Source organism: Bacillus sp. MYb209, from assembly GCF_002975175.1.
GTDB lineage: Bacteria > Bacillota > Bacilli > Bacillales > Bacillaceae_G > Bacillus_A.
Genome location: NZ_PCNZ01000003.1, coordinates 19,418 through 46,054, shown reverse-complemented (window position 1 = coordinate 46,054; position 26,637 = coordinate 19,418). Strand labels below are relative to the sequence as shown.

General features: G+C 32.9%; 30 protein-coding genes and 3 pseudogenes. 17 read left to right on the top strand and 16 right to left on the bottom strand.

Going from position 1 to position 26,637, the window contains the following annotated elements; translation table 11 throughout:
- Positions 1-15 precede the first annotated feature (15 nt).
- On the top strand, positions 16-546 hold the full coding sequence (locus CQZ94_RS07165; RefSeq protein WP_105584815.1) for a DUF4269 domain-containing protein: 531 nt from the start codon (positions 16-18) through the stop codon (positions 544-546).
- Positions 547-591: 45 nt separating this feature from the next.
- Here CQZ94_RS07165 and CQZ94_RS07160 read toward each other — a convergent pair.
- Positions 592-813 (bottom strand): annotated as a pseudogene (locus tag CQZ94_RS07160) (PLP-dependent aminotransferase family protein); the annotation flags it as partial.
- On the opposite strand from CQZ94_RS07160, the pseudogene CQZ94_RS07155 reads away from it, so the two are divergent.
- The 11 genes and pseudogenes from CQZ94_RS07155 to dnaN form a co-directional block, all read left to right on the top strand.
- Positions 811-1,116 (top strand): annotated as a pseudogene (locus CQZ94_RS07155) (EamA family transporter); the annotation flags it as partial. The pseudogenes CQZ94_RS07160 and CQZ94_RS07155 sit on opposite strands and share 3 nt — an antisense overlap.
- 263 nt (positions 1,117-1,379) lie before the next feature.
- On the top strand, positions 1,380-2,303 hold the full coding sequence (locus tag CQZ94_RS07150) for a nucleoside hydrolase (protein WP_105584812.1): 924 nt from the start codon (positions 1,380-1,382) through the stop codon (positions 2,301-2,303).
- Between the two features lie 76 nt (positions 2,304-2,379).
- Positions 2,380-2,838 carry a GNAT family N-acetyltransferase gene (locus CQZ94_RS07145; protein ID WP_105584811.1) on the top strand — a complete coding sequence of 153 codons (459 nt, stop codon included), beginning with the start codon at positions 2,380-2,382 and terminating at the stop codon, positions 2,836-2,838.
- A gap of 63 nt (positions 2,839-2,901) precedes the next feature.
- Positions 2,902-3,348: an NUDIX domain-containing protein gene (locus CQZ94_RS07140; RefSeq protein WP_105584810.1), complete on the top strand. Its 447-nt coding sequence runs from the start codon at positions 2,902-2,904 to the stop codon at positions 3,346-3,348.
- 199 nt (positions 3,349-3,547) lie between these two features.
- Positions 3,548-3,829: a heterocycloanthracin/sonorensin family bacteriocin gene (locus CQZ94_RS07135; RefSeq protein WP_105584809.1), complete on the top strand. Its 282-nt coding sequence runs from the start codon at positions 3,548-3,550 to the stop codon at positions 3,827-3,829.
- Positions 3,830-3,942: 113 nt separating this feature from the next.
- A complete protein-coding gene (locus CQZ94_RS07130; protein WP_105584808.1) occupies positions 3,943-4,971 on the top strand; it encodes a serine hydrolase domain-containing protein in 1,029 nt (342 codons plus the stop codon).
- A gap of 31 nt (positions 4,972-5,002) precedes the next feature.
- On the top strand, positions 5,003-5,146 hold the full coding sequence (locus tag CQZ94_RS31130) for a hypothetical protein (protein WP_105584807.1): 144 nt from the start codon (positions 5,003-5,005) through the stop codon (positions 5,144-5,146).
- Positions 5,147-5,424: 278 nt separating this feature from the next.
- Positions 5,425-6,633 (top strand): L-lactate MFS transporter, encoded by a 1,209-nt coding sequence (locus CQZ94_RS07120; RefSeq protein ID WP_105584806.1) that lies wholly within the window; start codon positions 5,425-5,427, stop codon positions 6,631-6,633.
- Between the two features lie 183 nt (positions 6,634-6,816).
- Positions 6,817-7,233, top strand: a complete 417-nt coding sequence (locus tag CQZ94_RS07115; RefSeq protein WP_105584805.1) for a GNAT family N-acetyltransferase — start codon at positions 6,817-6,819, stop codon at positions 7,231-7,233.
- A 152-nt stretch (positions 7,234-7,385) separates the two neighbouring features.
- Positions 7,386-7,829, top strand: a complete 444-nt coding sequence (locus CQZ94_RS07110; protein WP_105584804.1) for an NUDIX hydrolase — start codon at positions 7,386-7,388, stop codon at positions 7,827-7,829.
- Between the two features lie 30 nt (positions 7,830-7,859).
- Positions 7,860-8,990 carry a DNA polymerase III subunit beta gene (gene dnaN, locus CQZ94_RS07105; protein WP_105584803.1) on the top strand — a complete coding sequence of 377 codons (1,131 nt, stop codon included), beginning with the start codon at positions 7,860-7,862 and terminating at the stop codon, positions 8,988-8,990.
- 225 nt (positions 8,991-9,215) lie between these two features.
- Here the strand turns inward: dnaN and CQZ94_RS07100 are convergent, their stop codons facing one another.
- Complete coding sequence (locus tag CQZ94_RS07100) at positions 9,216-10,178, bottom strand: MBL fold metallo-hydrolase (protein WP_105584802.1); 963 nt, start codon at positions 10,176-10,178, stop codon at positions 9,216-9,218.
- Between the two features lie 304 nt (positions 10,179-10,482).
- Here CQZ94_RS07100 and CQZ94_RS07095 point away from each other — a divergent pair, with 304 nt between their 5' ends.
- The 3 genes and pseudogenes from CQZ94_RS07095 (at position 10,483) to CQZ94_RS07085 (ending at position 13,048) form a co-directional block, all read left to right on the top strand.
- Positions 10,483-11,478, top strand: a complete 996-nt coding sequence (locus CQZ94_RS07095) for an LAGLIDADG family homing endonuclease (protein ID WP_105584801.1) — start codon at positions 10,483-10,485, stop codon at positions 11,476-11,478.
- Positions 11,421-12,503: a hypothetical protein gene (locus CQZ94_RS07090; protein ID WP_105584800.1), complete on the top strand. Its 1,083-nt coding sequence runs from the start codon at positions 11,421-11,423 to the stop codon at positions 12,501-12,503. Before CQZ94_RS07095 ends, CQZ94_RS07090 begins: the two co-directional genes overlap by 58 nt.
- Positions 12,504-12,616: 113 nt before the next feature.
- Positions 12,617-13,048, top strand: a pseudogene (locus CQZ94_RS07085) (RidA family protein).
- Positions 13,049-13,828: 780 nt separating this feature from the next.
- Here the strand turns inward: CQZ94_RS07085 and CQZ94_RS07080 are convergent.
- The 5 genes from CQZ94_RS07080 to CQZ94_RS07055 all read right to left on the bottom strand — a co-directional run bounded on the left by CQZ94_RS07080 (position 13,829) and on the right by CQZ94_RS07055 (position 17,586).
- Positions 13,829-14,647, bottom strand: coding sequence for a YwqG family protein (locus CQZ94_RS07080; protein WP_105584799.1), 819 nt, complete (start codon positions 14,645-14,647; stop codon positions 13,829-13,831).
- A gap of 78 nt (positions 14,648-14,725) precedes the next feature.
- The gene (locus CQZ94_RS07075; RefSeq protein WP_105584798.1) at positions 14,726-15,133 is read right to left on the bottom strand and encodes a DnaJ family domain-containing protein; all 408 of its coding nucleotides are present in this window, start codon (positions 15,131-15,133) and stop codon (positions 14,726-14,728) included.
- Positions 15,134-15,593: 460 nt separating this feature from the next.
- Complete coding sequence (locus CQZ94_RS07065; protein WP_105584797.1) at positions 15,594-15,959, bottom strand: hypothetical protein; 366 nt, start codon at positions 15,957-15,959, stop codon at positions 15,594-15,596.
- Positions 15,960-16,351: 392 nt separating this feature from the next.
- The gene (locus CQZ94_RS07060; protein WP_105584796.1) at positions 16,352-16,723 is read right to left on the bottom strand and encodes a YxiJ-like family protein; all 372 of its coding nucleotides are present in this window, start codon (positions 16,721-16,723) and stop codon (positions 16,352-16,354) included.
- Positions 16,724-16,734: 11 nt separating this feature from the next.
- On the bottom strand, positions 16,735-17,586 hold the full coding sequence (locus CQZ94_RS07055) for a patatin-like phospholipase family protein (protein WP_105584795.1): 852 nt from the start codon (positions 17,584-17,586) through the stop codon (positions 16,735-16,737).
- 179 nt (positions 17,587-17,765) lie between these two features.
- On the opposite strand from CQZ94_RS07055, the gene CQZ94_RS07050 reads away from it, so the two are divergent.
- Positions 17,766-18,143, top strand: coding sequence for a PH domain-containing protein (locus tag CQZ94_RS07050; protein ID WP_105584794.1), 378 nt, complete (start codon positions 17,766-17,768; stop codon positions 18,141-18,143).
- A 122-nt stretch (positions 18,144-18,265) separates the two neighbouring features.
- Here CQZ94_RS07050 and CQZ94_RS07045 read toward each other — a convergent pair whose 3' ends face one another.
- From CQZ94_RS07045 to CQZ94_RS07030, 4 genes are all read right to left on the bottom strand, one after another.
- Positions 18,266-18,790: a GNAT family N-acetyltransferase gene (locus CQZ94_RS07045; RefSeq protein WP_105584793.1), complete on the bottom strand. Its 525-nt coding sequence runs from the start codon at positions 18,788-18,790 to the stop codon at positions 18,266-18,268.
- Entirely contained in the window at positions 18,730-19,251 is a 522-nt protein-coding gene (locus tag CQZ94_RS07040; protein WP_105584792.1) for a YfiT family bacillithiol transferase, read from the bottom strand. The genes CQZ94_RS07045 and CQZ94_RS07040 overlap by 61 nt, the downstream gene beginning before the upstream one ends.
- A gap of 21 nt (positions 19,252-19,272) precedes the next feature.
- On the bottom strand, positions 19,273-19,794 hold the full coding sequence (locus CQZ94_RS07035) for a GNAT family N-acetyltransferase (RefSeq protein ID WP_105584791.1): 522 nt from the start codon (positions 19,792-19,794) through the stop codon (positions 19,273-19,275).
- A gap of 192 nt (positions 19,795-19,986) precedes the next feature.
- Entirely contained in the window at positions 19,987-20,766 is a 780-nt protein-coding gene (locus tag CQZ94_RS07030; RefSeq protein WP_002119708.1) for an undecaprenyl-diphosphate phosphatase, read from the bottom strand.
- 158 nt (positions 20,767-20,924) lie between these two features.
- Between CQZ94_RS07030 and CQZ94_RS07025 the strand changes: the two genes are divergently transcribed.
- A complete protein-coding gene (locus CQZ94_RS07025) occupies positions 20,925-21,131 on the top strand; it encodes a hypothetical protein (RefSeq protein WP_105584790.1) in 207 nt (68 codons plus the stop codon).
- A 126-nt stretch (positions 21,132-21,257) separates the two neighbouring features.
- Here CQZ94_RS07025 and CQZ94_RS07020 read toward each other — a convergent pair whose 3' ends face one another.
- The 5 genes from CQZ94_RS07020 to CQZ94_RS07000 all read right to left on the bottom strand — a co-directional run bounded on the left by CQZ94_RS07020 (position 21,258) and on the right by CQZ94_RS07000 (position 26,338).
- The gene (locus CQZ94_RS07020) at positions 21,258-21,638 is read right to left on the bottom strand and encodes a nucleotide excision repair endonuclease (RefSeq protein ID WP_105584789.1); all 381 of its coding nucleotides are present in this window, start codon (positions 21,636-21,638) and stop codon (positions 21,258-21,260) included.
- Between the two features lie 77 nt (positions 21,639-21,715).
- A complete protein-coding gene (locus tag CQZ94_RS07015; protein WP_105584788.1) occupies positions 21,716-22,279 on the bottom strand; it encodes a GNAT family N-acetyltransferase in 564 nt (187 codons plus the stop codon).
- A 68-nt stretch (positions 22,280-22,347) separates the two neighbouring features.
- On the bottom strand, positions 22,348-22,920 hold the full coding sequence (locus CQZ94_RS07010; RefSeq protein ID WP_105584787.1) for a YybS family protein: 573 nt from the start codon (positions 22,918-22,920) through the stop codon (positions 22,348-22,350).
- Between the two features lie 177 nt (positions 22,921-23,097).
- On the bottom strand, positions 23,098-24,528 hold the full coding sequence (locus CQZ94_RS07005; RefSeq protein ID WP_105584786.1) for a PQQ-dependent sugar dehydrogenase: 1,431 nt from the start codon (positions 24,526-24,528) through the stop codon (positions 23,098-23,100).
- Positions 24,529-24,619: 91 nt separating this feature from the next.
- Positions 24,620-26,338, bottom strand: a complete 1,719-nt coding sequence (locus tag CQZ94_RS07000; protein ID WP_105584785.1) for an alpha-keto acid decarboxylase family protein — start codon at positions 26,336-26,338, stop codon at positions 24,620-24,622.
- Between the last annotated feature and the right edge of the window lie 299 nt (positions 26,339-26,637).

Genomic DNA, 26,637 nt, shown 5'->3' with positions numbered 1-26,637 from the left:
GAAGGAGAGACTTTTATGTTTACATCTATCACATACTTACAATCTGGGAACGATAAACAACAAAAAGTTTACGAAGTTATGAATAAACTAAACATAATGGCGGATTTAGCTTTATATAGTCCTGTACTTTGCGGGACAATCCCTATTAGAATTGATACCCTTCACTCTGACTTAGATATTGTAATGGAAGTACATAATTATGATGTTTTTGAACAGAAAATTAGATCTTTGTATGGTTCATATGAAGGTTTTGAAATGAAAAAGAAAAACATTAGAAATATCTTAACAATAAAGGCAACTTTTCAATTTGAAGGTTTTGAATTTGAATTATTTGGTCAACCGCAGCCAGTGCGTAACCAAAATGCATATAAACATATGATAGTGGAGCACATGCTATTAATGCAGCATCCCCATATTAGAAAAAAAATCATCCAATTAAAAGAACAAGGCATAAAAACAGAACCGGCTTTTGCACAAGTATTAAAAATTGGCGGAGATCCTTATGAAGAACTTATTTTATTAGGACAGGAAATGAGATTGTGGTAAATAAGGTACACAAAAAAATCCTCTTTATATAAAAGAGGATTTTTATTATGCCATTAACTTACGAATCAAATTACTTAATATATAAATACCTTGAGTAATTTGTTCAGGAGAAGCATATCCATACGATAAGCGTATGCACTGATCCGATTCTTCTTCATAAATACGTCCTGGGTTTAAAAGAACTCCCTTTGATAGTGCCTCTGAAAACAGTTTTTTCATTGGAATGTTAGGTACAACCGTTAGCCATATAAAAAATCCACCACTTATCAAGAAATCGTAGCAGCTCCTATTGAGGTTACTTTGAGCGTTATATATTTAGGTGTGTTCCCAACAGTCCTTCCGTATATTGCATTAGCATATATTACATCCCATGCCGGTGCATCTGAGGCAACAAGTTCTCTATATTTAACACCAGTAACTGCATGCTTTATTGCTTGGGTATGGTTAGGTGAGGTGCCAACCTTTGTTTCGATAATTGGAGGGATAATTACTATACTTGGAGTTGTGATTGCTCATTTAACATTTAAAAAAGATAATTATAAGCAAATTGGGAGCGAAAAAATATGGTAAGACACCTCTGCGAGTAGTTGCACAATATTGAACTAATATGGGGTTTTTAATATAGATATAACGGAAAATATCTATATTAATCTGCACTAGTCCAGCATTTGTACGGAATTTAATTATACTGTTAGATGATTACCAGAATAAGAACTAGTATAAGTTCTTTTTTATCGACACACTACTCACCATTAATACTTGCTTAGAATTGTATAGATTTAAATTTTTTCCACATATACATAATTATCTTACCTATGAAAGGGGAACGTTTCTTGAAGAAAGTTTTATTTTTCGGAGACCCAGGTATTGATGATTCATTTGCAATTATGTACGGATTACTACATCCTGAAATTGAAATTGTTGGTATCGTAACTGGATATGGAAATGTTGAACATATACATGCCGCTCATAATGCAACTTATATTTTACAGTTAGCAAACAGACAAGATATTCCTGTAATTAGCGGGGCGACAAAGCCACTTACAAATGAAATTACAACGTATTACCCTGAAATTCATGGACCAGAAGGATTAGGACCCATACATGTACCGGAAAGTGTGTTATCTATTCCGATATACAATTTTGGTAGTATTGCTGCGATTCTTGTAAAGTATGGAGAAGATTTAACAATTGTCGATGTAGGAAGATCTACCTCGTTAGCAATTGCTTTTAATTTATGGAACGATTTGATGTTAAATGTAAAAGGAATTTATTTTATGGGTGGTGTCTTTTTAGAAGCAGGGAATGTTACTCCATTAGCAGAGGCAAACGTGTACGGAGATCCTATAGCAAGTCAAATTGTATTTCAGCAAGCTAAAAATATAACGTTATTCCCTTTAAATGTAACAAATAAAACAGTTTTAACCCCAAATGTATTTACTTATATTTTAGCTAATACAAAAAATCCATTTAAGCCGATTATGAAACCCCTGTACGATTATTATTTATCAGCATACCAAAAACTCAATCCATCTATTGAAGGGCCATTATTACACGATGTACTTGCTATTAGCGGTTTGGTGAATCCTACATTTTTAAATTATACATCCCGAAAAGTGACCGTGGATATATGCGGTGAAACGAAGGGACAAACTTTTGCTGATTTTCGCCCACACTCTAAATCTGAAGGGGCTCGTATAGCGTTACAATTAGATGAGGAAAAATTTATCCAGGATTTTATGAAAATCATGTTATAAGTTGATGTCGAAAAAGGGATTTATTTCACTCCGTTGAATATAAAAATACATTCTCTTTATAAAGGAGCTTAAAATCTTGAATATCCAATTAAAAGTTGTTACGAGAGAAAATTGGGAAGAGGCATTAAACTTACAAGTTAAAGAAAACCAAACAACATTTGTCCCGGCGGTGGCAGTATCTCTTGCTAAAGTATACATAAAACCAGATGGTGAAAACGTTGAATATATTCCCTTCGCTATATATGATCGTGATCTTATAGTTGGTTTTATTATGCACGCTTTTGTACAGGAGACAACAGACATGTATTGGATAAATGGATTTATCATTGATAAAAAGCAGCAAGGAAAAGGGTACGGCAAAGCAGCATTGCGAGAAATCATTAATTTAATAAAAAATAGATTTAAAGAGTGTAAAGAAATTAGATTAACTGTACATAAAGAGAATGTTTCTGCAAAAAAACTATATGAACGGTACGGTTTTCAGCCATTAGGACATGATTATGACGGTGAACAAGTGTATCGTTTATTTATTTAACTTTAAATAAGATAAATGACTATTTTAATCAAGTTTAAAGTAAATAACTAGGAGGAATATCAATTGAACAGTAAATTCCATCACATTGTACGAGCTGTTATGATTAAAGATGAAAAATTGCTAGTTGCTGAATACATAGGACATCACTATTTTTTACCTGGAGGTCATGTTGAAGTTGGTGAATCAGCAGAGAATGCATTAATAAGAGAACTAAGAGAAGAGCTTGGAGTAAATTGCAGTATAAAACAATTTTTAGGAGTCATAGAAAATCAATGGCAAGACAAAGAAACGCTTCATCATGAAATCAACCACATTTTTGAAGTAGATTCACAAGAATTACATACTGATTTAACACCAAAGTCTAGAGAATCTCATTTAGCATTTCATTGGATAGATTATAGTAAAGAGGCATTAAATACTTATAAAATCATGCCAATGCCTTCAGTTAAAGACTTACTTGAAAGAAGATTAAGTGATGAACTACTAAATTGTTGGATTAGTAATCTTTAAGTCGCTCTATTTATAGTAAATACGTCCACCGAAAAGATATAAAGAAAATAGGCTCAAAAACAAGGTACATCACCTAATGTAAAGTCATATTTTGTTGATGTACGCATTTAGTCTATAGCCTTGTTTCTACTTTATTTTAGGAAATAAATATACTTAAAATTTTGGACGGAATTTATATTTATAAATGGAGGGGTTCGTAATGAATGAGTTTCAACAAGAACTACAATCATTAAACCTTAATGCTTATCAACCTGGTAATATTGTGTATTGGGATCAGCAACAAAATCAATATCCATATTATTACATCCAAGATGATGCACGTCGTTGCGGCGGCTGCGGCGGACGTTGTGGTGGTTGTGGTGGTCGCTGTGGTGGTCGCTGTGGTGGTTGTGGCGGCGGACGTTGTGGCGGTTGTGTAGGCTGTGTTGGTTGTGTCGGTTGTTTCAGCTGCTCTAATTGCTGGAGCTGGTGGATTATTTAAGTATTACAAATCAATAATATTTTACATGAAAGAAAAGTGCAGATACAAGATTAAATAGTATTGACGCTTTTCTTTCATATTGTCATGCTTATACGCTTTAGGGGGATGTTCATTTGTACACATTTGAGAAGTTGATTTCATGGGTAGAAAGCATTAAAGAGACAAATCAAAGTTCTGCAGCAGCACTTTGTATTATGAAAGATAACAAAATTGTATTAGAGCATTATAGTGGAAAGCATTCAAACACATTGAATAGTAAAAAGATAACAGCAACTTCACAGTTCAATGTCGCTTCCGCTAGAAAAAGTTATTTAGGACTAATGGTAGCTTATGCACTTTATGAGGGGAAAATAAAATCTCTAGATGACGAAGCAGTAATTTATTGTAAAGACTATAATCCTTCGTTACTCGGTAAAACAACGATAAGACATTTAGTAACCCATTCGCACGGTTTAAATGAAAATGATGATGGAACAATTTATCGTGAATTTGAACCTGGACAAGCTTGGGCGTATAGAGATATTAATGTAAGAATGATTACACGTCTTATTTATCAGCTTTATAATAAAAGTTTTCCTGAACTGTTAAAGGAGCGTGTATTTAAGCCATCTAACTTCAAAGAAACAGGATGGAGGATACAGCAAGATGATAATTTAGTTAATGTTATTGTAAATCCAAACACGGACGCGATATGTAGTATTGGCACAGTAGATGATGGTACGGAAAAAAACCTTTTTGTCTCTGCTAGGGAATTTGCTTATTGGGGAAACCTTCATTTAAATCAAGGTGTCATAAATGGTAAACAAATTGTGCCAAAAGAAGTTATAGAAATTGCTACGAGTTTGCAGAGTCCAAAATATATAAATAAAGAACTGCCACAAAACGGGTTGTTTTGGTTTGTTCAAAATGAACCTGCCTTATTTAGTGAGCTTGGTGAACGAGTTCCTAAAGGTTCTTATCAAATATTAGGAATTACAGGACCAACCATATTAGTGATTCCAGAACATAATGTTGTCGTCGCAAAAATGTACAACAAAAGATATAACTATGGCGGGGAGAATTATTTATATTATTTACGTGAATTTAGTAATTTAGTCGCTGATACATTTAGCAGCAGTAAAAATAATACGATTAGGGCATAACTACTCCTATAACGTAAAGGAGTGAGGTTTAATGAAGAAAGAAGTGAACAACAATAAAAAGCAAAATATAAAAGATGTAAATATGGAACAAAATGCGATTTATAGCGATCCAAAAGATGCAGCTAATATGCAAACTGTACCGCAACCGAAAGATTTCGAGGAAATTGAATATTAATTTTCTCTCCGACTTATTTACGAAAGAAAAATACGTCTTAAGTCTCATCACTTTCAGCAAATTATTTGATAACATATGTACATAAGCATTCGAAAATGTCTTATCTTAACAAAGCTTTCTTTAAATGCTGTATATAACCTACAAAAAGGCACTTCTTTATGACGTGTCTTTTTGTGTAAACTAACTTAATTTCCATTTTCCGTACAGTATCTTGCAATTTATCATGGATATACTAACTGAGAAAATTCATGTCATGAAAAAAGAAGAGGACAGTTAGTATGAAACAAAAATCAATAAATCCGCTATTAATTGTTCTAGGTACAATCATTGTTCAAATTGGCCTAGGAACAATTTATACATGGAGTTTATTTAATCAGCCCCTTGTAAGTAAGTTTGGATGGAACCTTAATTCAGTCGCAATCACTTTCTCTATTACGAGTTTTTCTTTATCATTTTCAACACTATTTGCAGCAAAGCTACAACAAAAATTAGGACTTCGTAAACTTATTGCTACTGCAGGTATTGTTCTAGGACTCGGTTTAATACTCAGTTCACAAGTTTCATCATTACCATTACTTTATTTATTAGCTGGTGTTGTTGTCGGTTATGCAGATGGAACTGCGTATATTACATCACTATCTAATTTAATTAAATGGTTTCCGAATCGTAAAGGGCTCATTTCTGGCATATCTGTTTCAGCATACGGAATGGGTAGCTTAATCTTTAGATATATAAACGGGAATCTTATTAATAGTCTTGGTGTATCACAAGCATTTTTATATTGGGGTATTATCGTCTTACTTTTAGTATTAATCGGATCGTTCTTCTTACGCGAAGCAAATGTAAGTAACACCGTAACTGAAACATTACACAATGACTATACTCCGCGTGAAATGATGCGAACGAAACAAGTATATCTCTTATTTTTTATGCTGTTCACATCATGTATGGGTGGTTTGTATTTAATCGGAATGGTAAAAGACATTGGGGTGCAGCTCGTTGGTCTTAGTGCAGCAACCGCAGCTAATGCCGTCGCAATGATTGCCGTCTTTAATACAGTGGGGAGAATTATTCTCGGAACGTTATCGGATAAAATAGGTAGATTAAAAATCGTATCTGCAACATTTATTATTATTGGATTGTCCGTTTTCACTTTAAGTTTTATTCCATTGAATTACGGTATTTATTTTGCCTGTGTAGCAAGTGTTGCTTTTTGTTTTGGTGGTAACATCACTATATTCCCAGCCATCGTCGGGGATTTCTTCGGATTAAAAAACCATAGTACGAACTACGGAATTGTTTACCAAGGCTTCGGATTTGGTGCACTCGCAGGATCATTTATCGGAGCACTACTCGGCGGATTTCAGCCAACTTTCATTACAATCGGTGTTTTAAGTATTATATCATTCGTTATCTCTATATTAATCCGGCCTCCAAATGCAAAAAAGAAGAAGGAAATAAAACAATTAAATCGAAAAATAGCTTAATGCTAAAAAAAGAGTCCTTATGATAGGACTCTTTTTTCATTACAAAATATTGTATAAAAAATGGATTCCACTCAAAGTATTTAATTTTGTCCTTTTATTTATTACATAACCTACTATAAAAAAAGACAGGACAATTCGATTATTAAATTGAATTGATACAATAAAAGGAGCGTGATACTTAAAATGAAAATAGTAAAGCAATGGGTACAAGAAGATAGTGATTACATAAGAGAAAAAGTAATTGAATATAACCAAAAACAACTTTCGAATGAAGAAAAAACACCTTCAGAAAAGGTTAGTTTTATAGTAAAAAATGAAAAAGAAGAAATAGTAGGAGGGATAACGGCAATCACATTTTGGCACCATGTACATGTTGATTTCCTATGGGTTTCTGAAGAATATAGACACGGAGGTTACGGAAGCAAATTAATGAATCTTATTGAAGAATTTGCAATTGAAAAAGAATGTAGGCTAATCAACTTAGATACTTTTAGCTTTCAAGCACCTGATTTTTATAAAAAGCATGGATATAAAGTAATTGGAATAAGTGAAGATCATCCAAAAGGACACAATCGTTACTATTTAGAAAAAAGGTTATAAAATGCATAGAATTCATTAATGTTAGTTTATAAAATCCCTCAAATAAAAGAGCGTACTTTGAATAATCTTTTCAAAATACGTTCTTTTTAATTTGTATGTATCTGGTAGATTGAAATAGAGACAGAAAATCCCTATTATTAGGGGAGATAAATATGAAAAAAGTTAATGTTACATATGCACTTTTGTACGACAAAACTAACGAAAAGATTTTAATGGTAAAAAACAAAGGGAAAAACGGCTCTTATTATACATTACCAGGTGGCTCAGTTAAATTCGGGGAAACGTTAGAAGAGGCAGTCATTCGGGAAGTGAAAGAAGAAACGGGACTAGATATATCCGTAAAAGGAATTTGTTCCATTAGTGAAGCTTTTTTCGAGGAGAGAGGACATCATGCAATCTTCTTTAATTTTTCAGGAGAAATAATAGGAGGGGAAATCTGCATATCACGGCCAAAAGAAATCGAAGAAATAACTTGGATGGAATTGTATAAAGCAGAACCTTATTTACGTATACCAGAACACTTAAAAGGCCTTTTACAAAAGAAAGAAAAAGTTCCTTATATTTTTAATGGCACTATTATTCATCAATCTTCATAAAGATATTATTTCATTTAAGGCGGGGGAAAAATGGAGTTTATCGTTAATCACAAACAATTTACACAAGCTCTTTCAGAAGTAAGTAAAGCTATCTCAACAAAAACTTTAATTCCTATATTATCCGGAATAAAAATAACAGCAGATCAATCTGGAATTACTTTAATCGCAAGCAATTCGAATATTTTCATTGAAAGATTTATACCTATTTCAATTGAAGACGAACAAATTGCAACTATTTTAAAAGAAGGGAGTATTGTTGTACCGGCAAAGTATTTCATTGAAATTATTAAGAAAATGCCAATTGAGATTTTAATAAAAAGTATGAATGAGCAGTTGATTACAATTCAATCTGATGAAATTACTTTAAACTTAAATGGCTTCTCGGCGAATGAGTTTCCTAATGTACCATTTTTAGACGAACATACAGAAATACAAGTAGAAACAGAACAGTTGATTGAAGTATTTAAACAAACTGCTTTTGCAGCTGCTAAAAATGAATCTAGACCGGTTCTTACTGGCATACATATCGTTTTTGAGCATAATAAATTAATTTGCGCTGCGACTGATTCGCATAGACTGGCTTTACGTGAAATATTAATTTCATCTCATGCGAAAGCAAATTGCATTATACCAAGTTCAACTATTAGTGAACTTCTAAAATTAATGAACAACAATTCAAACTTTGTATACATATATCTTTCAGAAAGTCACATTATTTTTAAATTCGGTACAATTACGTTGTATTCAAGGTTAATTGAAGGGAAATACCCTAATATATCTAGCCTAATACCAAATGAATTTCAAACGGTAATTAACATAGATAGAAAAAAGATTTTACAAGGTGTAGATCGATCTAGTTTATTAGCAAGTGAATGGGCGAATAACAACGTAAATTTAGAAATCATCGACGAATCCACAATACAAATCTCTTCTAACGCTTCTCAGGTCGGTAAGATATCCGAAACACAACAAATAGATGCGATTCATGGAGAGAAGCAATTAAATATCTCTTTTGATGGACGTTTTATGGTTGACGCTTTAAAAGCAATGAAAGAAGAAACAGTTACTTTAAGTTTTGGTGGTTCTATGAGACCGATATTAATTGAAGCAGGTGAACAATCTGCAGCAGTACATCTTATATCGCCAGTTAGAGCCTATTAAGAGAAGAGAAATGAAAGAAAAAGAATTTGTCATTTAATGTGAGAGAAACAGTCTAGAAAACACAGCAATGAATTCATAATTTAGAGGAGAAATTCATTATGTGGAAAACAAATCAAATTGAAACATCACGTGTGAAGTTTGAGCAGTTTGTAAAGGATACTTTATTATAAGTACATAAGTAAAAAGCGAACCAGTCTTGTATAGGAGGTTCGCTTTTTACTTTGATTAGACCTCTCGCCACCAAATAGACGTAGGATAATCTTCAGATTTTAACGTAATAGATTCACCAATTTGTGGCGTTGTAATTTTCACTCCTAATCGACTTGCTTCTTTCGTAACTCTTTCAATAGGATCGCTCCATTCATGTAACGCTAAAGTAAAAGCACCCCAATGGATAGGAACGAGCAATTCTCCTTTAACGTCTATATGAGCTTTAACTGTTTCTTCGGGCAACATATGAATAGCAGACCATCTCGTATCGTATTGCCCGCATTCCATTAAAGTAAGATCGAATGGACCATATTTATCACCAATTTCCTTAAAGTGAGGAGCATAGCCACTATCGCCACTAAAGAAGACTTTCGTTTCTTGACCAAGGATAACCCATGAACACCATAACGAACTATCTCTATCTGTCATACTACGTCCTGAGAAATGCCTTGCAGGTGTACAAACTAATTTAATATTATCAAACGCAATTTCATCCCACCAATTATGCTCACTAATTTTATTAGGTGAAACACCCCATTTAATAAGATAACGTGCAACTCCAGTCGGAACATAAAAGTGCTTTGCACGATCTTTTAATTGCATAATACTTTTGTAATTTAAATGATCGTAGTGATTATGAGAAATGATAATCGCATCAATTTCTTGAAGGTCTTCACGTTCTAAAGAAAACGCGCCACTATACCGCTTACTATTAAAAACAGGAAATGGGGAAGAGGCATCGCCAAACATAGGATCTAATAATAGTTTTTTACCTTCTATTTTTAAAAGAGAAGCAGAATGACCAAACCATGTAACACTCTCTACAGACTCATTATCTTTATTCGATAAAACAATAGGTAAATTCTTTATAGGACGCAGCTTTGTTTTCACTTTAAAGTAATCAGTCATTAAACCTATAATATCTTTCGGTTTAAAACTTACATCAGTATGAATTTGATTTATATATTTCTTTTTCATTAGTTCTCCTTTTTACGTTTAACAATATACGTATGTTGTTATTGTAGCTATTTGTAGTTTAAACTATATTATTTTACCTTTCATCTTAAATGCAGTACATTTCATAAATTCGTCAAATTCATTATTTGTATATATAAAATAAAATTCATTTAGCAGCAGCTAAAACTAATACTATTGTATTTGTAAATTGTTTTGTTTAAGTAAATTCTTTCTCATAAACAACAAAGAACATACGTTTCGTTATATGTTTAAGAAGCAGATATTCATCTAATTTCTAATTACTCAATAGAAGGAGAGTCTTTACATGCATGAAAAAAGAAAAAAGAAGTCAAAATGTAAACTATCAAAATCTGAAATAATTCATCTGTATACAGAAGGGGAGAGCACCTCAGAAATTGCCTTACTTGCCAATGTGTCCGCTGGATATATTCGTATGGTTTTAAAAGAAAAAAACGTGTCCAGACGAGCTATAGGTAGCTGGAAGAGAAAGTATGACTTAAAAGAAGATTATTTTAAAACTTGGTCAAATAACATGGCTTATATTTTAGGATTTATAACAGCAGACGGTGTTATACCAAAAGAAAATCAATGCGTCAGTATCTCGCAAAAAGAAAGTGACATTCTAAACGATATAAAAAAAGAACTAAACACAAACCAGCCACTTTATCAAAACAAAAAAACAGGCGTATATATGTTAAACCTCAATAGTAAAACAATTAAAGAAGATCTTATGAATATCCACGGAATCAAGCCGTGTAAATCATTTACTGTAGAATTTCCATTCGTACCAGAAGAATATCTGCATCATTTTATTCGAGGGTATTTTGATGGGGATGGTTACGTTAATTACAAAACTTATACAGTAAGTTTTGTAAGAGGATCATATAACTTTATGAATTCTTTAAACCAAGTTCTGCAAAATTACAACTTAAATTCTAACCTTTTAAATCAAAATACACATTATCGTGTCATGCTGACTGGGAGAAAACCAATTCAGCTTTTTGCAAATTGGATTTATAAAGACAAAGATATATATTTGCATAGAAAATATGAAACATTTCATAAAGAACATGTAAGTTTAGAACAATTACAAGATCGAAAATTAAAAAGAACTCAAGCTGCAGTTATGCAAAGAAAAGAAAACTTCCTTAAAGATTATGAGAAAAACCAATGTATTACTACCGCATGTTCAAATATAAATATTAATGAATTAACATTTAAAAGCTGGATAAAAAATGATAAATGCTTGTTAATAATACTCCAGAGAAAATACTACAAACAGATTATGAGACTAAAATGATTTCATCTGGAGACAACTCTCCATCTATAAAAATAAGTGGAACAAATCTTCAACATTTACTTGTAATGCTCCATCTGGGCATAGAATCAAATGCTATAAAAATGAAGCTAAATTGGACTGACGAGGAATTCGAAAAACAAATGCATGCACTAGAACTAGAAGGTTTATTGAAAAAGACAGAAGGGAGTTACTATCCAACGTGTATGGTTATAACAGCTAATGAAGGAGAAAAGCTGTATAACCTATGTGAGCCTCTAATTAAACCTACACTTAACATAATTGAGAAGTATTATAATCAAATTGATGCTATTTCCAAAAGAATCGAGACATTTAATCATTTATCTAAAGAATCGTATAGTCTTTTACTTTATAGCGGTGTGTTATTAGATTTTGGACAAATAATTAACATTGAAGAAAACTATTTAGAAACAGAACGGCCTTTGAGAAACAATAAAAGATATTATTATGCGATTCAAGAACAAGAACAAACAGACAAAGAGGCCTTTGGAATGTATGGTAATACGTATTTGGATTTAGAAGAATATCAAATTGGACTTTATGGAAACACTCGATATACAACTTTGAATTTAATAACTGCGAATAAAGAAACGTTTAAAGAATATTTTCACGATGCTATTACCGATATTAATTATATGAAAAAGCAATTAGTTGAAAATTTTGTAGCAGCAGATAGACAAGTAGACTTAAATTTAAATGTATTATACGAAAAATTAGGCTTATATAAAAATTCACAATCAATTATCCCAGTGTTTAAAGCTGCAGACTTATCTATACTCAGCGAAATCGCGAACACGATCAGTGAAGATTTGATCTTATTATGTAAAGAAAATGAGAAACCTTTAAAAGAATACTTTGCAAACAGCAGATACTCAAAAGAAATAACTTACGAAGAATTTTTTATTTGGTGGTATCACTTTTTCTGTACAAAAGTAACTGAAGAATTAATAAAACAAGGCATAATTAGAATCAGCACTCAAGAAAATGAAACATATATAATCTATTAAATACGCTAAATACCTAATTTTATAAATATAAGCAGCATATTATAACTTCACATATGTAGCAGAAGGATATGTGAAAAATCATTTGTAAAATAGATAGTCATCTAAAATTGAACATGAAGAAAATACGATATAAAAAGGGGAGAGGCACCTTGCAAAATAAATTTATCAATCCAGAAAATATGCCAGCACCTTTCGGATATTCGCACATAGTCGAGGTCAATAATGCTAAACGCATAATTTACATATCTGGACAAGTAGCGATTAATGCTGATGGTCACATAGTTGGAATTGGTGATTTAGCCAAACAAACGCGACAAGTATTTGATAATATTAAAATTGCATTAGAAACTTCAAAATGTAATTTTTAATGATGTAGTAAAATTTACATTTTCTTAACAGACATTTCACAGATGGCCATTGTTAGAGATATTCGAGATCAATACATCAACACAAACAATCCACCAGCAAGTTCAGCTGTAGAAGTTAACAAATTGATTAACGATAAATTATTAATCGAAATCGAAGCAATTACTGTAGCAAACTAATTTTAAAAAACTTATTCTTAATCATATCAACGCAATTCGTTCACTTTAAACGAATTGCATTTTTTATTAACTAAAATATAAATTATACACGGAAACATTCTTATCAAGAACACAACATAAATAACTTAAAACAACTTAAAAAAACAAATAACCACACAATCTATAACATATTATTAACCCAATTAAAAAGGGGAGACTAACAACTAAAACTAATATATAATAAGTTTATTACTTTTTACTAGTTAACATAATATATATTATACAAAGTTGCATAGAGTAAGTGTTTCTCGGTATCAAAAACCAAGTAAACTATACTTAATGAGACGGAATAGAGATTTTCAATGAGATTTATACTAACTCAAACTTAAATGATTTTTTACGTTTTTATCACTAAATTTATATTTAATCCGTTCATAACAAATTCGAATTTAAAATTCATGAATCGTTCTATTTACAAACACAAAAAAATTTTACGTAACGATATATTTAAAACAAAAATTTAAATTCGTTTAAGTGCTTTTATTGCTAATAAATTTTCCACTGATTGATTTATCATTTTTAGCTACATATATAATTTGCTACATTATTTTTATTTATTTCATATCATCACTTGACTTTTATTACGATTGCTATCTTTTAATTTAGTTAACATAATTAAATATTCTTAAAACAAAAATCTTCCTAACTGTTAGGAAGATTTTTTAGCACTTAAACATGTATACACCAACAAATTGGGTCCTCTTCCTTATTTAAACATAAGCAATGCTCTAAATTGTTATTTTAATAGCAATCCCAATTGTAAATTACATTAGAAAAATCCAAATTCACTAAGTCTTCCATACGTATAAAGAAATTAGCAACACCGGAATCTCCCCACATAATATTTAAAGTATCATCCGTATCGATTTGTAATAACAAAACATTATGTTCTCGATACTTTTCTTCCCATTCTCGTGGATCTGTCTGTGTAAAAAACGGATACCCACCAATTTTATGCCCTTGACCCTCGAAATAGTCATCGTACAGTTCACCTCGCTCTATTTCATTTTCACCATCAATAATTTCTTCTTCTAAATCAATTTTATCTTTAAATATCTCTTCAAATCGATAGTCTCTTGTTGTTACAGGTTGATAACCTAATTCAAATGTTAGTTTAGCTGCTTCAGGTATGATAAAATCCTCTAAATTTAAAGTGTTTAAATAACTAAAATCAGTGACAATTTTGGTTAAATCTTGCGTTATTTCAGGATGATAAATAATACGAAAATCCTTTTGTATAGTTGGCTGATCAAAGTCTGCTCCGAAAAGTTCATCTTCTGCACTAATAAATAATTGTAGTAGTCCCTTATTTGGCATGAATTCAATATGAGGTATTTCTTGAAAGTTTAACTGCGCAAGTAGCATCATAGGTTGTCCATGTGAGTCTTTTGGATGCTCATCATTTATAGGTAAATACGGATACCCACCAAACTTACTCTCAAAAAGCGTTGTTTCTGCTTGAGTTCCAAACACTTTAATATAAGGTTTCACACTTTCTTCTAAAATACTTTGATACTGCTCTAGTTCTGTTGGTATCTTAAGCTGATACGTATTCTTCATTTCTTCTGCCTCCCTTTAAAGATAAATAATAAATGCCTACCTCGATTATATTGCAAAAGGTGGTTTCATTAAAAAAAGCTAAAATTCCGTTTTCACCCTCATTTTTTGCGCGCTTGGCGGACAAAGTAAATTATGTTCTGAGATCTTTTTATTAATAGTTGTAATTAACTTAGCTGCTTCTGCAGTATCCGTTTGTTCTTTTAATTTTTCTTTTAAATTATCAATTTCCTTTGAAAGCTCAATCCACCTAGGCAAAACATGATTATTTTTCAAAGTTCTATAAAGCTGCTTTTCAGGATTGTATGAAAGGTCTTTATCAAGATTAAGAGGTTTCCCTTTGCCAGGTAAATCATTAAAAGCACCTGTCTTTTCTGCCTGTTTAACGATAGAACTAATATGATCCTCATACGTAACGGACCAAACTTTCTCATCTTTCACTAAAATTTCTTGTTTTTTTAGCTTTTTATCTAGCTCATCTTGATTCATAGATTCATTCCTCTTTTCATTTTATAGTGTTGTTTTTGAATGTTTTAATACTCTCAATCCATCAAGCAGCTGTTTACGCCACCAAATGCCATCGTGACCATCTTGAAACTCTTCATAAGTGGTTTGGTGTCTTTTTTCTTTTGAAACTCCATACAAGATTCTATTCGCCGTTAAAAGAGGTTCACTTTCAAGGTATCCTGCTGTCATATAAAATTGAAGATGAAATGTATATTGATTAGCCGATGTAATAAGAAGTTCTTGAAGGTGTGAAGTGTGAGAATAATGATGTGGTGTATAAAGATGAATCTTACGTGTATTATTTAAATTTGAACTATAGAAAGAATATGTTTTAAACTTACTGTAATTAGAGCCTTGCTACATTTTATTTGTAATAAGGCTCTTTAAAGTTGTTTAATTCTTATTGAACTAACTCACCCGTTACTCTATTTAGTTAGATCAGTTATTTATTAGAAAAATTATCAATTGCTTGAATAGCTAGTTCCAACGCTTTTATTCTTCTTTCTAAAAGTGTTTTTTGAGGACTACCAGCCTTTGACTTATCATACGCCCTCTCAATTGACGGAAGCAAACCAGTAAGGACATTGCGAGCTTCTGCTAAATTTTCTAGGGTGTAATGATGGGTTCCTTGATTCCAAACGTTTTCTAGCATTGCTAAGCCGATGCAAACAGCTTTGAGCCGTTTCTTTACTAAGGTAGTATTTGCGCCTTTCTGAGTCATCTGTGACAAGGCATTTTCGAGTTTATTGATTGTTGATTGTAAAGATTTTATTGATTCCAATTTATCTACATTTGATACGTTTTCCATGTTTGTACTGTCCCTTCTTCGATTCTGAATTATTTCGCTTGATACTTTATAACATCGATAAGAACCTGATTTCACTCGGAATATCTTAACATAAATAACTAACAATATTTGAAAATAATTCTCAAGAATCCGACACAATTGTTGAACAAAAGTTAACTAACCTGCCTGATAGTCCGATAAGAATTAAAAAACTTTTTTGTCACTTAACATTTACATGATGAATAATGATTTAAAGGAAAACGACCGCTAAACTAAACTCCGCTTCCCTCCTCTACAGTATTCTATAAGTACTTCTTTCTTCTCATTAGAATTCCTATATAAACAAGTGAATAATGTTGTATATTTTATGAACTAAAAAACGCACAAGCTATTTAACCTGTGCGTTTTCGTCTTTATTCAGTAAGGTAGTAAAGTAACAGTTTCCGAGCCTTCTCATAATTCATGAAATCTCTATATAAAATAGGATACCTTACAATTTCTGTTTCAAGAAAACGATATTGCGGAAACCATTCGAAAAACGATTTTCGTAGCCACTTTATTTGCTGAAACGTAATATTCTCTTCGTTTTCATTTAGTACAGAACTTAAAGTTCCTGCCGTATGCATCCAATAATGATTAAAATCAGCATTTATCACGTCATCTTCTGTAAATTTACTTTTTAAGTCTTGCTGCAATTTTCGTGTATCACAATACGGAAACGGTTTATGCAGTGGACTATGCATTTTCTGCAATTCATTAAAAATAACCTTTTTTCCTAATACCAACGTTCCCCCCTTTATTTTTCCATCCAATTCAATAAGTTTTCATAATGATTATGAGCATCCTTATACCCAAGATTATATAAATTAACGAGCTTTTCTTTATTTCTTTCTATTCCGCTTATAGGAAGCTGTGCACTTGGCTGAATTACATAAAAATTATCTTTTTGTTCGTTGTGATTCATATAAGATACAGTTTCATTATAAAAACGATAATGTTCTACTAAATGCTCTGCGATTTTCGGATATCTTCTATATAAAATCTTAGCCAGCCCAGAAAATTTATTACACTGCTTCTCGTATCCTTCTGGCTTTGTCATTATAACAACGTTTTTTAAATAACCATCATTTTGTGCTTTAAAAACTGGAATAGGATCTATAATCCCTCCATCTAATAATTTTCGATTATCATATTCTACAGCAGGTGCAATAAATGGCACAGAGCTTGATGCGCGAATAATTTTCAAAATATCATTTCCATGTTCTGTTTTATTATAATAAACTGCCTGTCCTGATTCGCAATCTGTCGTTCCGATTACAAACTGTTCATTTGAACTTAGGAAAGTTTGAAAATCAAAAGGTACAATTTTGTTTGGTACTTCATCAAATAAAAAATCCATTCCAAACAATTCACGTTTTCTAATTAAATTTCGATAAGATATATAACGATGATCTACTACTAGTTCTGTATTTACTTTCTTATTTCTTCCTTTTTGACGTGACAAATATGTTGCTCCCATACACGCTCCAGCGGATACACCGACTACATACGGAAAGAATAAGTCCCTTTCCATAAAATATTCGAGGACTCCTGCAGTATATAACCCTTTCATTCCGCCGCCTTCTAATACTAAACCGATATTCTTCATGCTCAATCCCTCTGCTTCTGTTTTCTTAATTACATGTTAGCACAAGATTTTAGGATGAGGTTATATAAATTAATTGCAACAATAACAAAAAACTATTGAAGCAATGTCATAATGTCTTATCCAATAGCATGGTACAATATAAGAAACTCATTCCACATATTATAAAGGAGGAATTTCATATGGGTTTATTTAGTGGTATTTTAGGAAATGCATCAAGTGCGAGTACAGAAAGCGTTGAACGTGATTTAGAAAAGATTATGCTAGATGATGAGAAAGTTGAGCATGCTTATAAATTAATTCGTGATTTAATCGTATTTACAAATCGCCGTCTTATTTTAGTAGACAAACAAGGAGTAACTGGTAAAAAAACAGAATACCATTCTATCCCTTATAAAAGTATTACACAATTTAGTATTGAAACAGCTGGGCATTTTGATTTAGATGCAGAACTTAAAATATGGGTGTCTAGTTTGAGCTCGCCAATTACGAAAGAATTTAAAGGCGATGATAGCATATTAAGTATTCAAAAAGCGTTAGTAACATATACGACAAAATAGTTCATTCTTTGCATATTTATTCAAATTCTAAATTACTAACCCGAATACTTTGGAAGAATATACAACATTTTTGTATATTTAATCTAAAATGATGTAAAAAGGTAAAGCATTTGAACTGTGCTTTACCTTTCTTTTTTATAATAAATTAGAGTCGCCTTATCATTTAGTTTCTTTTTTAACTCTGTTCTTCGATACCCCATTTTTTCGTATAGGAAACAATTTCGTTTTTCCTCTAAAATTGTAGCAAGCTCCCAAGTCGTTATTTCCGGAAACATCTCCTCAATTAAAATTAATACTTTTTGAGCAATTCCGTTCCCTTGATAGTTTGGAATAATAAACATCGGGCTTATCCAAAATTTAGATGCCTCTTCTTTACGTGATATACATATCGCTCCGACAAGATTCGTATTTACGAAAATTTTATAAAATCCACCGTCCAGATTATTGATTCTTGAAATCGTTCTTTCAATAAGTTCATTTGCCGGATTTGTTTCATAGTCCTTATACTTTTCTAATAATGAACTAAATGATTCTACTTGCATTTGAAATATAATCTCTGCATCAATTTCTGTCGCCTTCTCTAATGTTACCAATTTAAACGCTCTCTTAAAGAAGTAATATGAGCTGTATGATGACGACCGTGCCATGCATATAGTCCAATTGCGGCAGCAAGTTTTTTTTCTCCTGATTCTGGATGATTAAATGTCTTTTCTAAATCTGCCGGTTCTAAAGAATATAATAAGTTAACCCATCTTTTATGTAATGAATCTAGCATTACAAGTGAAACATCTACTGGTAATTTTGAGTCAGGTAGCTCTGCCCATTTTTCTTCTTTGTACGGTTTAATAGTTGGATTCTTTTCTGTCAGTGCTAATTTAAAGCGTATGTAGCTATTCATATGACTATCAACAACATGATGAACGACTTGACGAACAGTCCATCCACCAACGCGATACGGTGTATCTAACTGCTTCTGATCTAAATCTTTTATCGCTCTTGCTAATTCATTAGGTAAATCCTCAATTTCTTGAATCCATTTATCAATTATTTCTTCTGTAATAGTGCCTACATAAGTAAATTTGCCTATTGGATAACGTAAATCCTTCATGTACATGTCCCCCTATTATTTTTAATCCTTAGTAGTCCTCCAAATATAATGTACGAAATTTACGTTTTCCCCGTTTAAATCTACAGTAGTTGTATCCGCTTCCTTTTCACGAGAAAATCCGCTCTTTTCTAATACAATTTGTGAAGCTATGTTATTTGTTGTTGTCTTAGCATGTATTTCATTAATTTCATAGACTCTTGCTTGAGCCAAAATCAATTTTACAGATGCTGCCGCAACTCCTTTTTTAGTAAACTTCTCTCCAACTCGGTAGCCTAACGACCCAATTCGTTTTTCCTTATCTAAATCAACTAAATTTATACGTCCTACAATTTCTTTTTCTGTATTACGTATGAGATGAAAATAAGAAATCCCCTCTGTTTGTTCTTTTAATAGTTCGTCAAATTGCTTTTGAAAGTATTCATACACGTAATAATTAGAGCCACGACTTGGTACCATTGTTTCAAAAAATGATTTGTTCGTGAGTTCAAAATTAAATAAATCTTCAGCGTCTTGATTCTTTAATTGTTCTATGTATATTTCCATCCCGTTTCCCCCTTCTTGATTTACTAACTGTTATACATTCTTTTTTAAATGATAATTTCCCTGCTATTTCTTTCGTCTGAGTAATACAGTAAGTAATACTCTAGGATGAAAAAGTGAAACGGACAATGAAAAGAGATCCTGTCGTGTATGAATGGAACAGGATCTTAACTAATAATTCCTTGATAATTATATTTAAAACACCTGTGTGAATTGCAACGTTAAAATTAAAATACCTAATCCCCATACGTAATACGCAAATACTTTTAAAGAATGACGTTTTAAATATTGAATCATCCATGAAACTGCTATGTAACCAAAGAACGCTGCTGATAATGTTCCGACAATTAATGATGTACTAGAAATAGATTCTGCTTTCCCTTGAAAAACATCTGCAAATTGCAAGATGATAGCTCCGACAATAGCTGGTGTTGATAATAAAAATGAAAAGTACGCCGCTGTTTCGCGGTCTAACTTTCTCCATAATGCAGCGACAATTGTCATTCCAGAACGAGAAATTGCTGGAAATATAGCTACTGCTTGAAATGAACCAATTATGAATGCATCTTTATATGTAATATCATTCATTTTTTTACGACCGTTCTTTTGTTTATCGGCCATATAAAGAAATAAACCCGTCACTAAAAACTCCCAGCCTATTGTTATACCTGTTTTTGAAATATCTTCAAAAAAGTCTTTAAATAATAAACCAATTACAACCGCAGGTATCGTCCCGACAATAAGTAAAAACATAAGCTTTGAAAACGGATTTTTAATTAAATATATAAATTCTTTCTTATAATAAATAAACACCGCAAGTAACGTTCCAATATGCAGCATCGTATCTAAAAATAAACCTGCTTCATCTAATTGAAAAAGATGTCTCCCTAAATAAAGATGCCCTGTACTGCTTATAGGTAAAAACTCTGTCAGTCCTTGAATAATTCCTAAAATAAAAGCTTCTAGCCAATTCATGATGATCTCCTTTCTCATTTGCTTGTACCAATATATGATGCTTTAATTTTTGTTATGAAAGAAAATATATTTCTCTTGGGGATTTACTTTAACCTTTATTTAGAAGTTATGGATTACAATACCTGTGGATATATATGTAAAAATAAAGGAGGGTTTATATGGATAAACACACAAAATCAGGAAACGTATTACTTTGGATTGGACCTATTCTTGTGTTCTTAGGGTTATGTATGACAAATGTAATTACAGACATACCTTTCTTCGAAGGAAAGCATAAAACTCTTGGAATTATTATGTTATTTATAGGGGTACTTTGTTTAGTTGCCGCTCATTACTTTAAAATACGAAAAAATTCTGCCGATTAAATAATATATTCCCTTATAAGGAGGAACAAATGCGAGGAAAATCATTACGGACAAAAATTACAAAGCTATATAAATAAAAACAATCCTAGTGTATGTACTAGGATTGTTTCATTTCGCTAATGTTGTTTATTTATTAAACACTTTATCAACGTTATATTTCGCTTTGTATTCATTAATGATGTAAGTTTCGTAAATTTCTCTTTCTGTTGGATCTTCTACGATACATGCATCGATGCGGTATACTTCATCACGATAATTTTTGATTGGTGAAACATTATCTTCAAAATGCTTTTTAATACGTTGTCTAATTTTACGAGCTTTACCTACGAAAAGGAGTTCGTCATTAATATTGTAAAACATAAAAATGCCGCCTTTATCTCTAGGGAACAAGTGGAAATCGATAAAACCGCTAATTGGAGTAATTAATGGCTCGTCTCCTTTAATAACTTGTTTACGTTCAGTAATTGAAACATCAGCTTCAGGAATATTAATTTTAATCAAGTTCATTCACGTCCTCTTTTATTATAAAGATAAATAATAGCATAAGTATGTAAGAAAAGCTATGTTCAGATGCATATTTCATTTCATAATTTGAATATTATAGGTATATCATGCAAACTTTTGTTCCAAATCATATGATCAATTGATTCACCCCAATAATCCTTCAGCACATAACTAGGTTTTCCAAACTTTTTCGTCCATATACTTTGTGCTTTTTTGTATCCACTATCTAAACAGTATTCGATTATTCCTCTGCTAAGTAATGTAAGATACATTGTATTTAGTAGTAAACTCCCTATACCTTTTCTTTGATACTCCGGAAGTATAAATACAGTTCCTATTTCATACAAATCCTTAAGTACACCGCCTGTACAACTATTAATTAATGTACTTGCTGGACCGATTTCAATCGTTCCAATGATTTTATCGTTACTTGTATCTATTGCTAATAAAAAGTAACGACTTTCTCCATTACTATCAAAATCATTTTTCAAATATTGCTTTTTCATGTTAATTTCACTTTCTATGTCATCTAATAATTGTGATAACCCTTCGTTTTTATAAGTATTCGTAATAACTATACGAAAAAACAAATTTAGTTCATCAATATCATCCGAATTCGGCCTTCTAATTTCAACGTTATACATGACTTAAATCTCCAATCTTTGAAAATATATGAGAAAGTGTATTCGTTCAAAAAGATTTTATACAATTGTTAAGACCATACTTTATATACTCTATTCATTATTATTCTACACAGCTCTGCATAGATCCAGCAGTATAGAAAACTCAGTATAAATATTAATGTAATAATTTTTATATCCATAGTTGTATGCACAGTAGGACCAAGTACTGGAAAGCGGAAGATACCGAGAACGATCATAATCCCTATAAGTAGACATATCGCAGAAAAGGAAATTACCCAAATCCTCCTCTTGAATTGTAAAAAGGATACCCCTAACGCTATACCTAATAATCCTGTAGTAAAGGGAAAGACAATTAGTTCACTTGGCTGAATAATGAATAATAGGAAAATAGTAAGAATATAAGAGCGTACTCCCTCACAAATAGAATAACAAATAGCCAGAAAAATCGGTAGCGTCGCGAAAGGACTAATAAATAACCCAATTCCAGGGATTAAGTTCCCCGCAGATTGAAAAATAGCAGCAAATGAACCTAATAAAGCTGTAATGACTAACCTACTTGCAGGAGTCATCTTTCTTTTATGAACAAAATTCGCATCATGCTCTATCATCCATTGATACCAATAGCATCTAAAGCGATTCATCAAAATACCTCCTAAAGATACCTAATTCATCACTTTCTATAGTATTCATACACTTATAGTTTATGTGTTACTTTCTGCTAGTCGTTTATACATAGAAGTTTTTTAGGGGGACAACAGGTCGTGCATTTTGAAGAAGAATGAATTTCTTATATTTTTAGACTTAGAGTTTATATCGTATCAAGGAACAATTTCATAAATAGTACCTTTGTTAAAATCAGTTACTTTCATAGAACCGTAAGCTCCTAAATATAATCTAGTTTGATCTAAGTTTGTTCCTAAACTAACATAATAAGCTGATTGAGAACCAAAATCATAATTGGTTTCAATAACATGAAAATCATTACGTTTATCATCTATACTTGCCCTAGTATATGCTAAAACACCTTTAACCGGAGACCGAGATTCTTCTTTTTTGGCAAGATCGGTAAACACGACGCTACCAGTTAAATTTGGTATTGCAGTTCCCATATAAGGCTGAACTCCTGTAAGTGAAGTTCCTCCAAACTTATCCGGTCTGGAATCTTTATGAAAATAACTAATTAGAGGCTGAATACGTCTCACTGACGTTTGAATTGTTTCATTATAATAAGCCATTGTTCTCTCATCCAAAGTAGGATTCTCAGAACAGTGCCTTATAAAAGAAGTAGGTAATTCTCCTTCCCATCCTCGCCAACCAAAATTAATAAATCCATCTTGATTGGGAGTGGATCTCATTAAATGCGTTTGAACAAGTTCGGTAACCGGTATGGGTTTATAATGAACAAACGAAAAAATAGACTCTACAATATCCTGTCCGACATTTCCAGCATATTTGATGTATTGATTATAAAACCTTTGGAATGAAATACCTGTTATATTCCGAACCCCTTTCGCAATTACCGTAAGTGTTTCTTGTATAGATAAAGGAAACTCATTAAAGCGCGTAACTACTGGAGGGTTATTTATGAATGTATTTTTACTTACATCGATTTCAATTATTTTACCCGCTATTTCTAAATCATTCTGGCTTAAATTAAATGGATCATAACCCGATCCACCATCTCCATTTGTAAAAACAAGTTTTCCAGTCTCAGGTGAAAAGTTTAAACTATTGACTCCGTTATGATTAAAAAATGGCCGTTTTATGTTAAGTAATGTTCTTCGTTTTTGAGGTTGACCATGTGATTGTAAAATCCATTCCTCAACCGTATCAATATGATCATATTGAGTATCTCTATTTACCCACTTTAAGTTTAAAGTTTTCGGATCACATGGATTAGGTTTAAAAGGTTCAGAGAGGGCACCTGGACCTTGAGTGCCAGCTACTGAATAATGAAGGTAAAATAAACCGTTTTGATAAAATTGTGGATGAAACGCTAGTCCTAGCAATCCTCGTTCATCGTAACCACTACTAGAAACCCCTTCTTCAGATGTGCCTAATTTTATGATTCGCGGGCGAATATCTAAAAAAGTCCTTATAACTCCGTCTCCTATGTAAAAGATTTCTCCTACCTGGGTTGCAATAAATAACCTTTCAATTGAGTCACCTGGTAGTATAGTTGTTTTCAAAACAGTAGGTAAATTGAACTTACTTGCAATGGGTCGTAAACTAACCTTAACTTTTGTCAACTTACTTTACACCCCTTTAATTGCGTTTTATTAAAAGAATATGATTAGAACTGTTCAATTAGTATCCAATTAGGGACTAGGGAATTGGATATTATTTCTGACTGCGTTGCATTTCCTGCTTCTCCATATAACTACGCATCCGTCGCATATATTCAGGTGCGTCCATCGGATTCCCTGCGATTATTTCAATTATACAGAGTCTTTCGGCGCTTTCCTTTTCAGCATGGATTATAGCCTGATCAAGCTCTCCATAGGTCCGGACCGTAACGGTAAACGCGTTACCTCCAAAAGCTTCGGCTAGCTTGGTGTAAGACCATCGAGGGATTTGGTTGTACTTTTGATCCTCTGTTTTGACATTTAAATATTTCTCAATTGTATAACCATCGTTGTTCAATATAAAGATTATGGGCTTGCAGCCGTAATAGAGCATAGAGCTGATTTCCTGTGCTGTTAGCTGCAGGGCGCCGTCACCTGTAAACAGCAACACTCTGCGTTCAGGAGCAGCCATAATAGCACCGAACGCAGAAGGGGTTGCGTAACCGATAGACTGCCACCCTCCTTGTCCAATATATGTTACATTGCAGGGCAGTCTCACCTCCGTCATTCCATTATAAAACGTCCCGGTCTCGGCGATCACAATATCGCCCTCTTTCAGCATGCGCTGAAAACGTGGATAATAGCCGGCCGCCATTAAAGGCCCGTCAGTATTAGTTGTGAATTGATTGTAAGGGAATGACAATTTTTCTACCAAACCTTGGCCCATATAACCCACCTTCTGCACAGCAAGCAGTATGTCGGCCGCAAGAACATTCGGATATTCTGCCTCAGCGATCTTAACCATATCTGGTTGAATATTGACAGTTACTAGCGGGTTCAGCTTTGCGGTAAAATTTGCGGTGTTGGTGTCAGCCGATACCATACCTATCGCAATGATACAATCTGCATTTTCCACTGTATTTTGGACCTCAGAATTTCCAAAAGAGCCTAAGTACATTCCGATATAATTTGGGTGGGTCTCGTCGAATCCCCCCTTCCCGTACATCATCGTTACAACAGGCACTTTCATGGCATCGGCCAGTTGCCGAACTGCTGTCTGAAGGCCGAAACGCATAGTTTTCACATCCACCAGGATAACCGGACGGTGAGCACATTCCAAAAGCTGATGGACATGATTCACCGCAGCCTGAAGGGTCTTCGGGTTGGACGTTGGACGTGGTGGTACCGGCTCTTCCCAGACCTTAATCGGCTTGGTCACTAAATCATTGGCCACAACCAGGTATACCGGCTTTTTCTTTTCTTTAGCAATGCGAATCGCAGTCTGAATTTCAATCTTGGCATTTTCCGGTGTAAGCACTGCGGTATACGCCGTAATCTGCTCATACACCTTGCGAAAGACGTCAAAATCCCCGTCCATTAGGGTATGGTGCATCAGCTTATGCTCTTTTTGATCCTTCTCAGGAGGCGCACCCACAATGTGTATTATTGGTACATGCTCGCTGTTGGCTCCCGCTATCGCATTGCAGGCGCTGAGCTCTCCTACCCCAAAGGTCGTAATAAGAGCCGATATTCCTTTGATTCTTGCATAGCCATCTGCAGCGTAGCCCGAGTTTAGTTCGTTTCGTCCTTCTATAAAACGGATGCCTTTATAACACTCCAAAGTATCAAGAAGTGTAAAATTATAGTCCCCTGCGACACCAAAAATTTCGGTAATGTCCTCCAGTTTTAGGCAATCAAACAAATACTGGCCAACCGTTTTTTGAGCAGGTCCCCTTTGTAAACCAAAGTTGCCCGTATTAATCATGTTGTCCATCGCTTGCTCACTCCTTATCCATTTCTTTGGCTTGTTCTGTTTAATAGTACCCTTTCTGATAATTCCCTTTAATTAAACCGGTTATCCGTTGGGCAACAATTAATGGGGAAGAAATGCTCCTTATCTCTGGAGAAAGTCATAAAACAGGAGAAGGAGCAGAAACACTAAAACATTACGAAGCTTTGGAAGTATTCGGATGATCAAACATGTTTATAAATCAACATAACGTACAGGAAATCGGCTTTTCTCTTGTCGAAATTTACTTAGCATACAGTGGTCATATATTTTCAAGAATAACG

What these genes read in the sequence shown, in the direction of transcription:
- CQZ94_RS07165 (WP_105584815.1), top strand. Translation starts at nt 16, where the DNA reads ATGTTTACATCTATCACATACTTACAATCTGGGAACGATAAACAACAA.
- CQZ94_RS07135 (WP_105584809.1), top strand. Translation starts at nt 3,548, where the DNA reads ATGAATGAGTTTCAACAAGAACTACAATCATTAAACCTTAATGCTTAT.
- CQZ94_RS31130 (WP_105584807.1), top strand. Translation starts at nt 5,003, where the DNA reads ATGAAGAAAGAAGTGAACAACAATAAAAAGCAAAATATAAAAGATGTA.
- CQZ94_RS07120 (WP_105584806.1), top strand. Translation starts at nt 5,425, where the DNA reads ATGAAACAAAAATCAATAAATCCGCTATTAATTGTTCTAGGTACAATC.
- CQZ94_RS07115 (WP_105584805.1), top strand. Translation starts at nt 6,817, where the DNA reads ATGAAAATAGTAAAGCAATGGGTACAAGAAGATAGTGATTACATAAGA.
- CQZ94_RS07110 (WP_105584804.1), top strand. Translation starts at nt 7,386, where the DNA reads ATGAAAAAAGTTAATGTTACATATGCACTTTTGTACGACAAAACTAAC.
- dnaN (WP_105584803.1), top strand. Translation starts at nt 7,860, where the DNA reads ATGGAGTTTATCGTTAATCACAAACAATTTACACAAGCTCTTTCAGAA.
- CQZ94_RS07100 (WP_105584802.1), bottom strand. Translation starts at nt 10,178, where the DNA reads ATGAAAAAGAAATATATAAATCAAATTCATACTGATGTAAGTTTTAAA.
- CQZ94_RS07095 (WP_105584801.1), top strand. Translation starts at nt 10,483, where the DNA reads ATGCATGAAAAAAGAAAAAAGAAGTCAAAATGTAAACTATCAAAATCT.
- CQZ94_RS07090 (WP_105584800.1), top strand. Translation starts at nt 11,421, where the DNA reads ATGCTTGTTAATAATACTCCAGAGAAAATACTACAAACAGATTATGAG.
- CQZ94_RS07080 (WP_105584799.1), bottom strand. Translation starts at nt 14,647, where the DNA reads ATGAAGAATACGTATCAGCTTAAGATACCAACAGAACTAGAGCAGTAT.
- CQZ94_RS07075 (WP_105584798.1), bottom strand. Translation starts at nt 15,133, where the DNA reads ATGAATCAAGATGAGCTAGATAAAAAGCTAAAAAAACAAGAAATTTTA.
- CQZ94_RS07065 (WP_105584797.1), bottom strand. Translation starts at nt 15,959, where the DNA reads ATGGAAAACGTATCAAATGTAGATAAATTGGAATCAATAAAATCTTTA.
- CQZ94_RS07055 (WP_105584795.1), bottom strand. Translation starts at nt 17,586, where the DNA reads ATGAAGAATATCGGTTTAGTATTAGAAGGCGGCGGAATGAAAGGGTTA.
- CQZ94_RS07050 (WP_105584794.1), top strand. Translation starts at nt 17,766, where the DNA reads ATGGGTTTATTTAGTGGTATTTTAGGAAATGCATCAAGTGCGAGTACA.
- CQZ94_RS07045 (WP_105584793.1), bottom strand. Translation starts at nt 18,790, where the DNA reads ATGGCACGGTCGTCATCATACAGCTCATATTACTTCTTTAAGAGAGCG.
- CQZ94_RS07040 (WP_105584792.1), bottom strand. Translation starts at nt 19,251, where the DNA reads ATGAAGGATTTACGTTATCCAATAGGCAAATTTACTTATGTAGGCACT.
- CQZ94_RS07035 (WP_105584791.1), bottom strand. Translation starts at nt 19,794, where the DNA reads ATGGAAATATACATAGAACAATTAAAGAATCAAGACGCTGAAGATTTA.
- CQZ94_RS07030 (WP_002119708.1), bottom strand. Translation starts at nt 20,766, where the DNA reads ATGAATTGGCTAGAAGCTTTTATTTTAGGAATTATTCAAGGACTGACA.
- CQZ94_RS07025 (WP_105584790.1), top strand. Translation starts at nt 20,925, where the DNA reads ATGGATAAACACACAAAATCAGGAAACGTATTACTTTGGATTGGACCT.
- CQZ94_RS07020 (WP_105584789.1), bottom strand. Translation starts at nt 21,638, where the DNA reads ATGAACTTGATTAAAATTAATATTCCTGAAGCTGATGTTTCAATTACT.
- CQZ94_RS07015 (WP_105584788.1), bottom strand. Translation starts at nt 22,279, where the DNA reads ATGTATAACGTTGAAATTAGAAGGCCGAATTCGGATGATATTGATGAA.
- CQZ94_RS07010 (WP_105584787.1), bottom strand. Translation starts at nt 22,920, where the DNA reads ATGAATCGCTTTAGATGCTATTGGTATCAATGGATGATAGAGCATGAT.
- CQZ94_RS07000 (WP_105584785.1), bottom strand. Translation starts at nt 26,338, where the DNA reads ATGGACAACATGATTAATACGGGCAACTTTGGTTTACAAAGGGGACCT.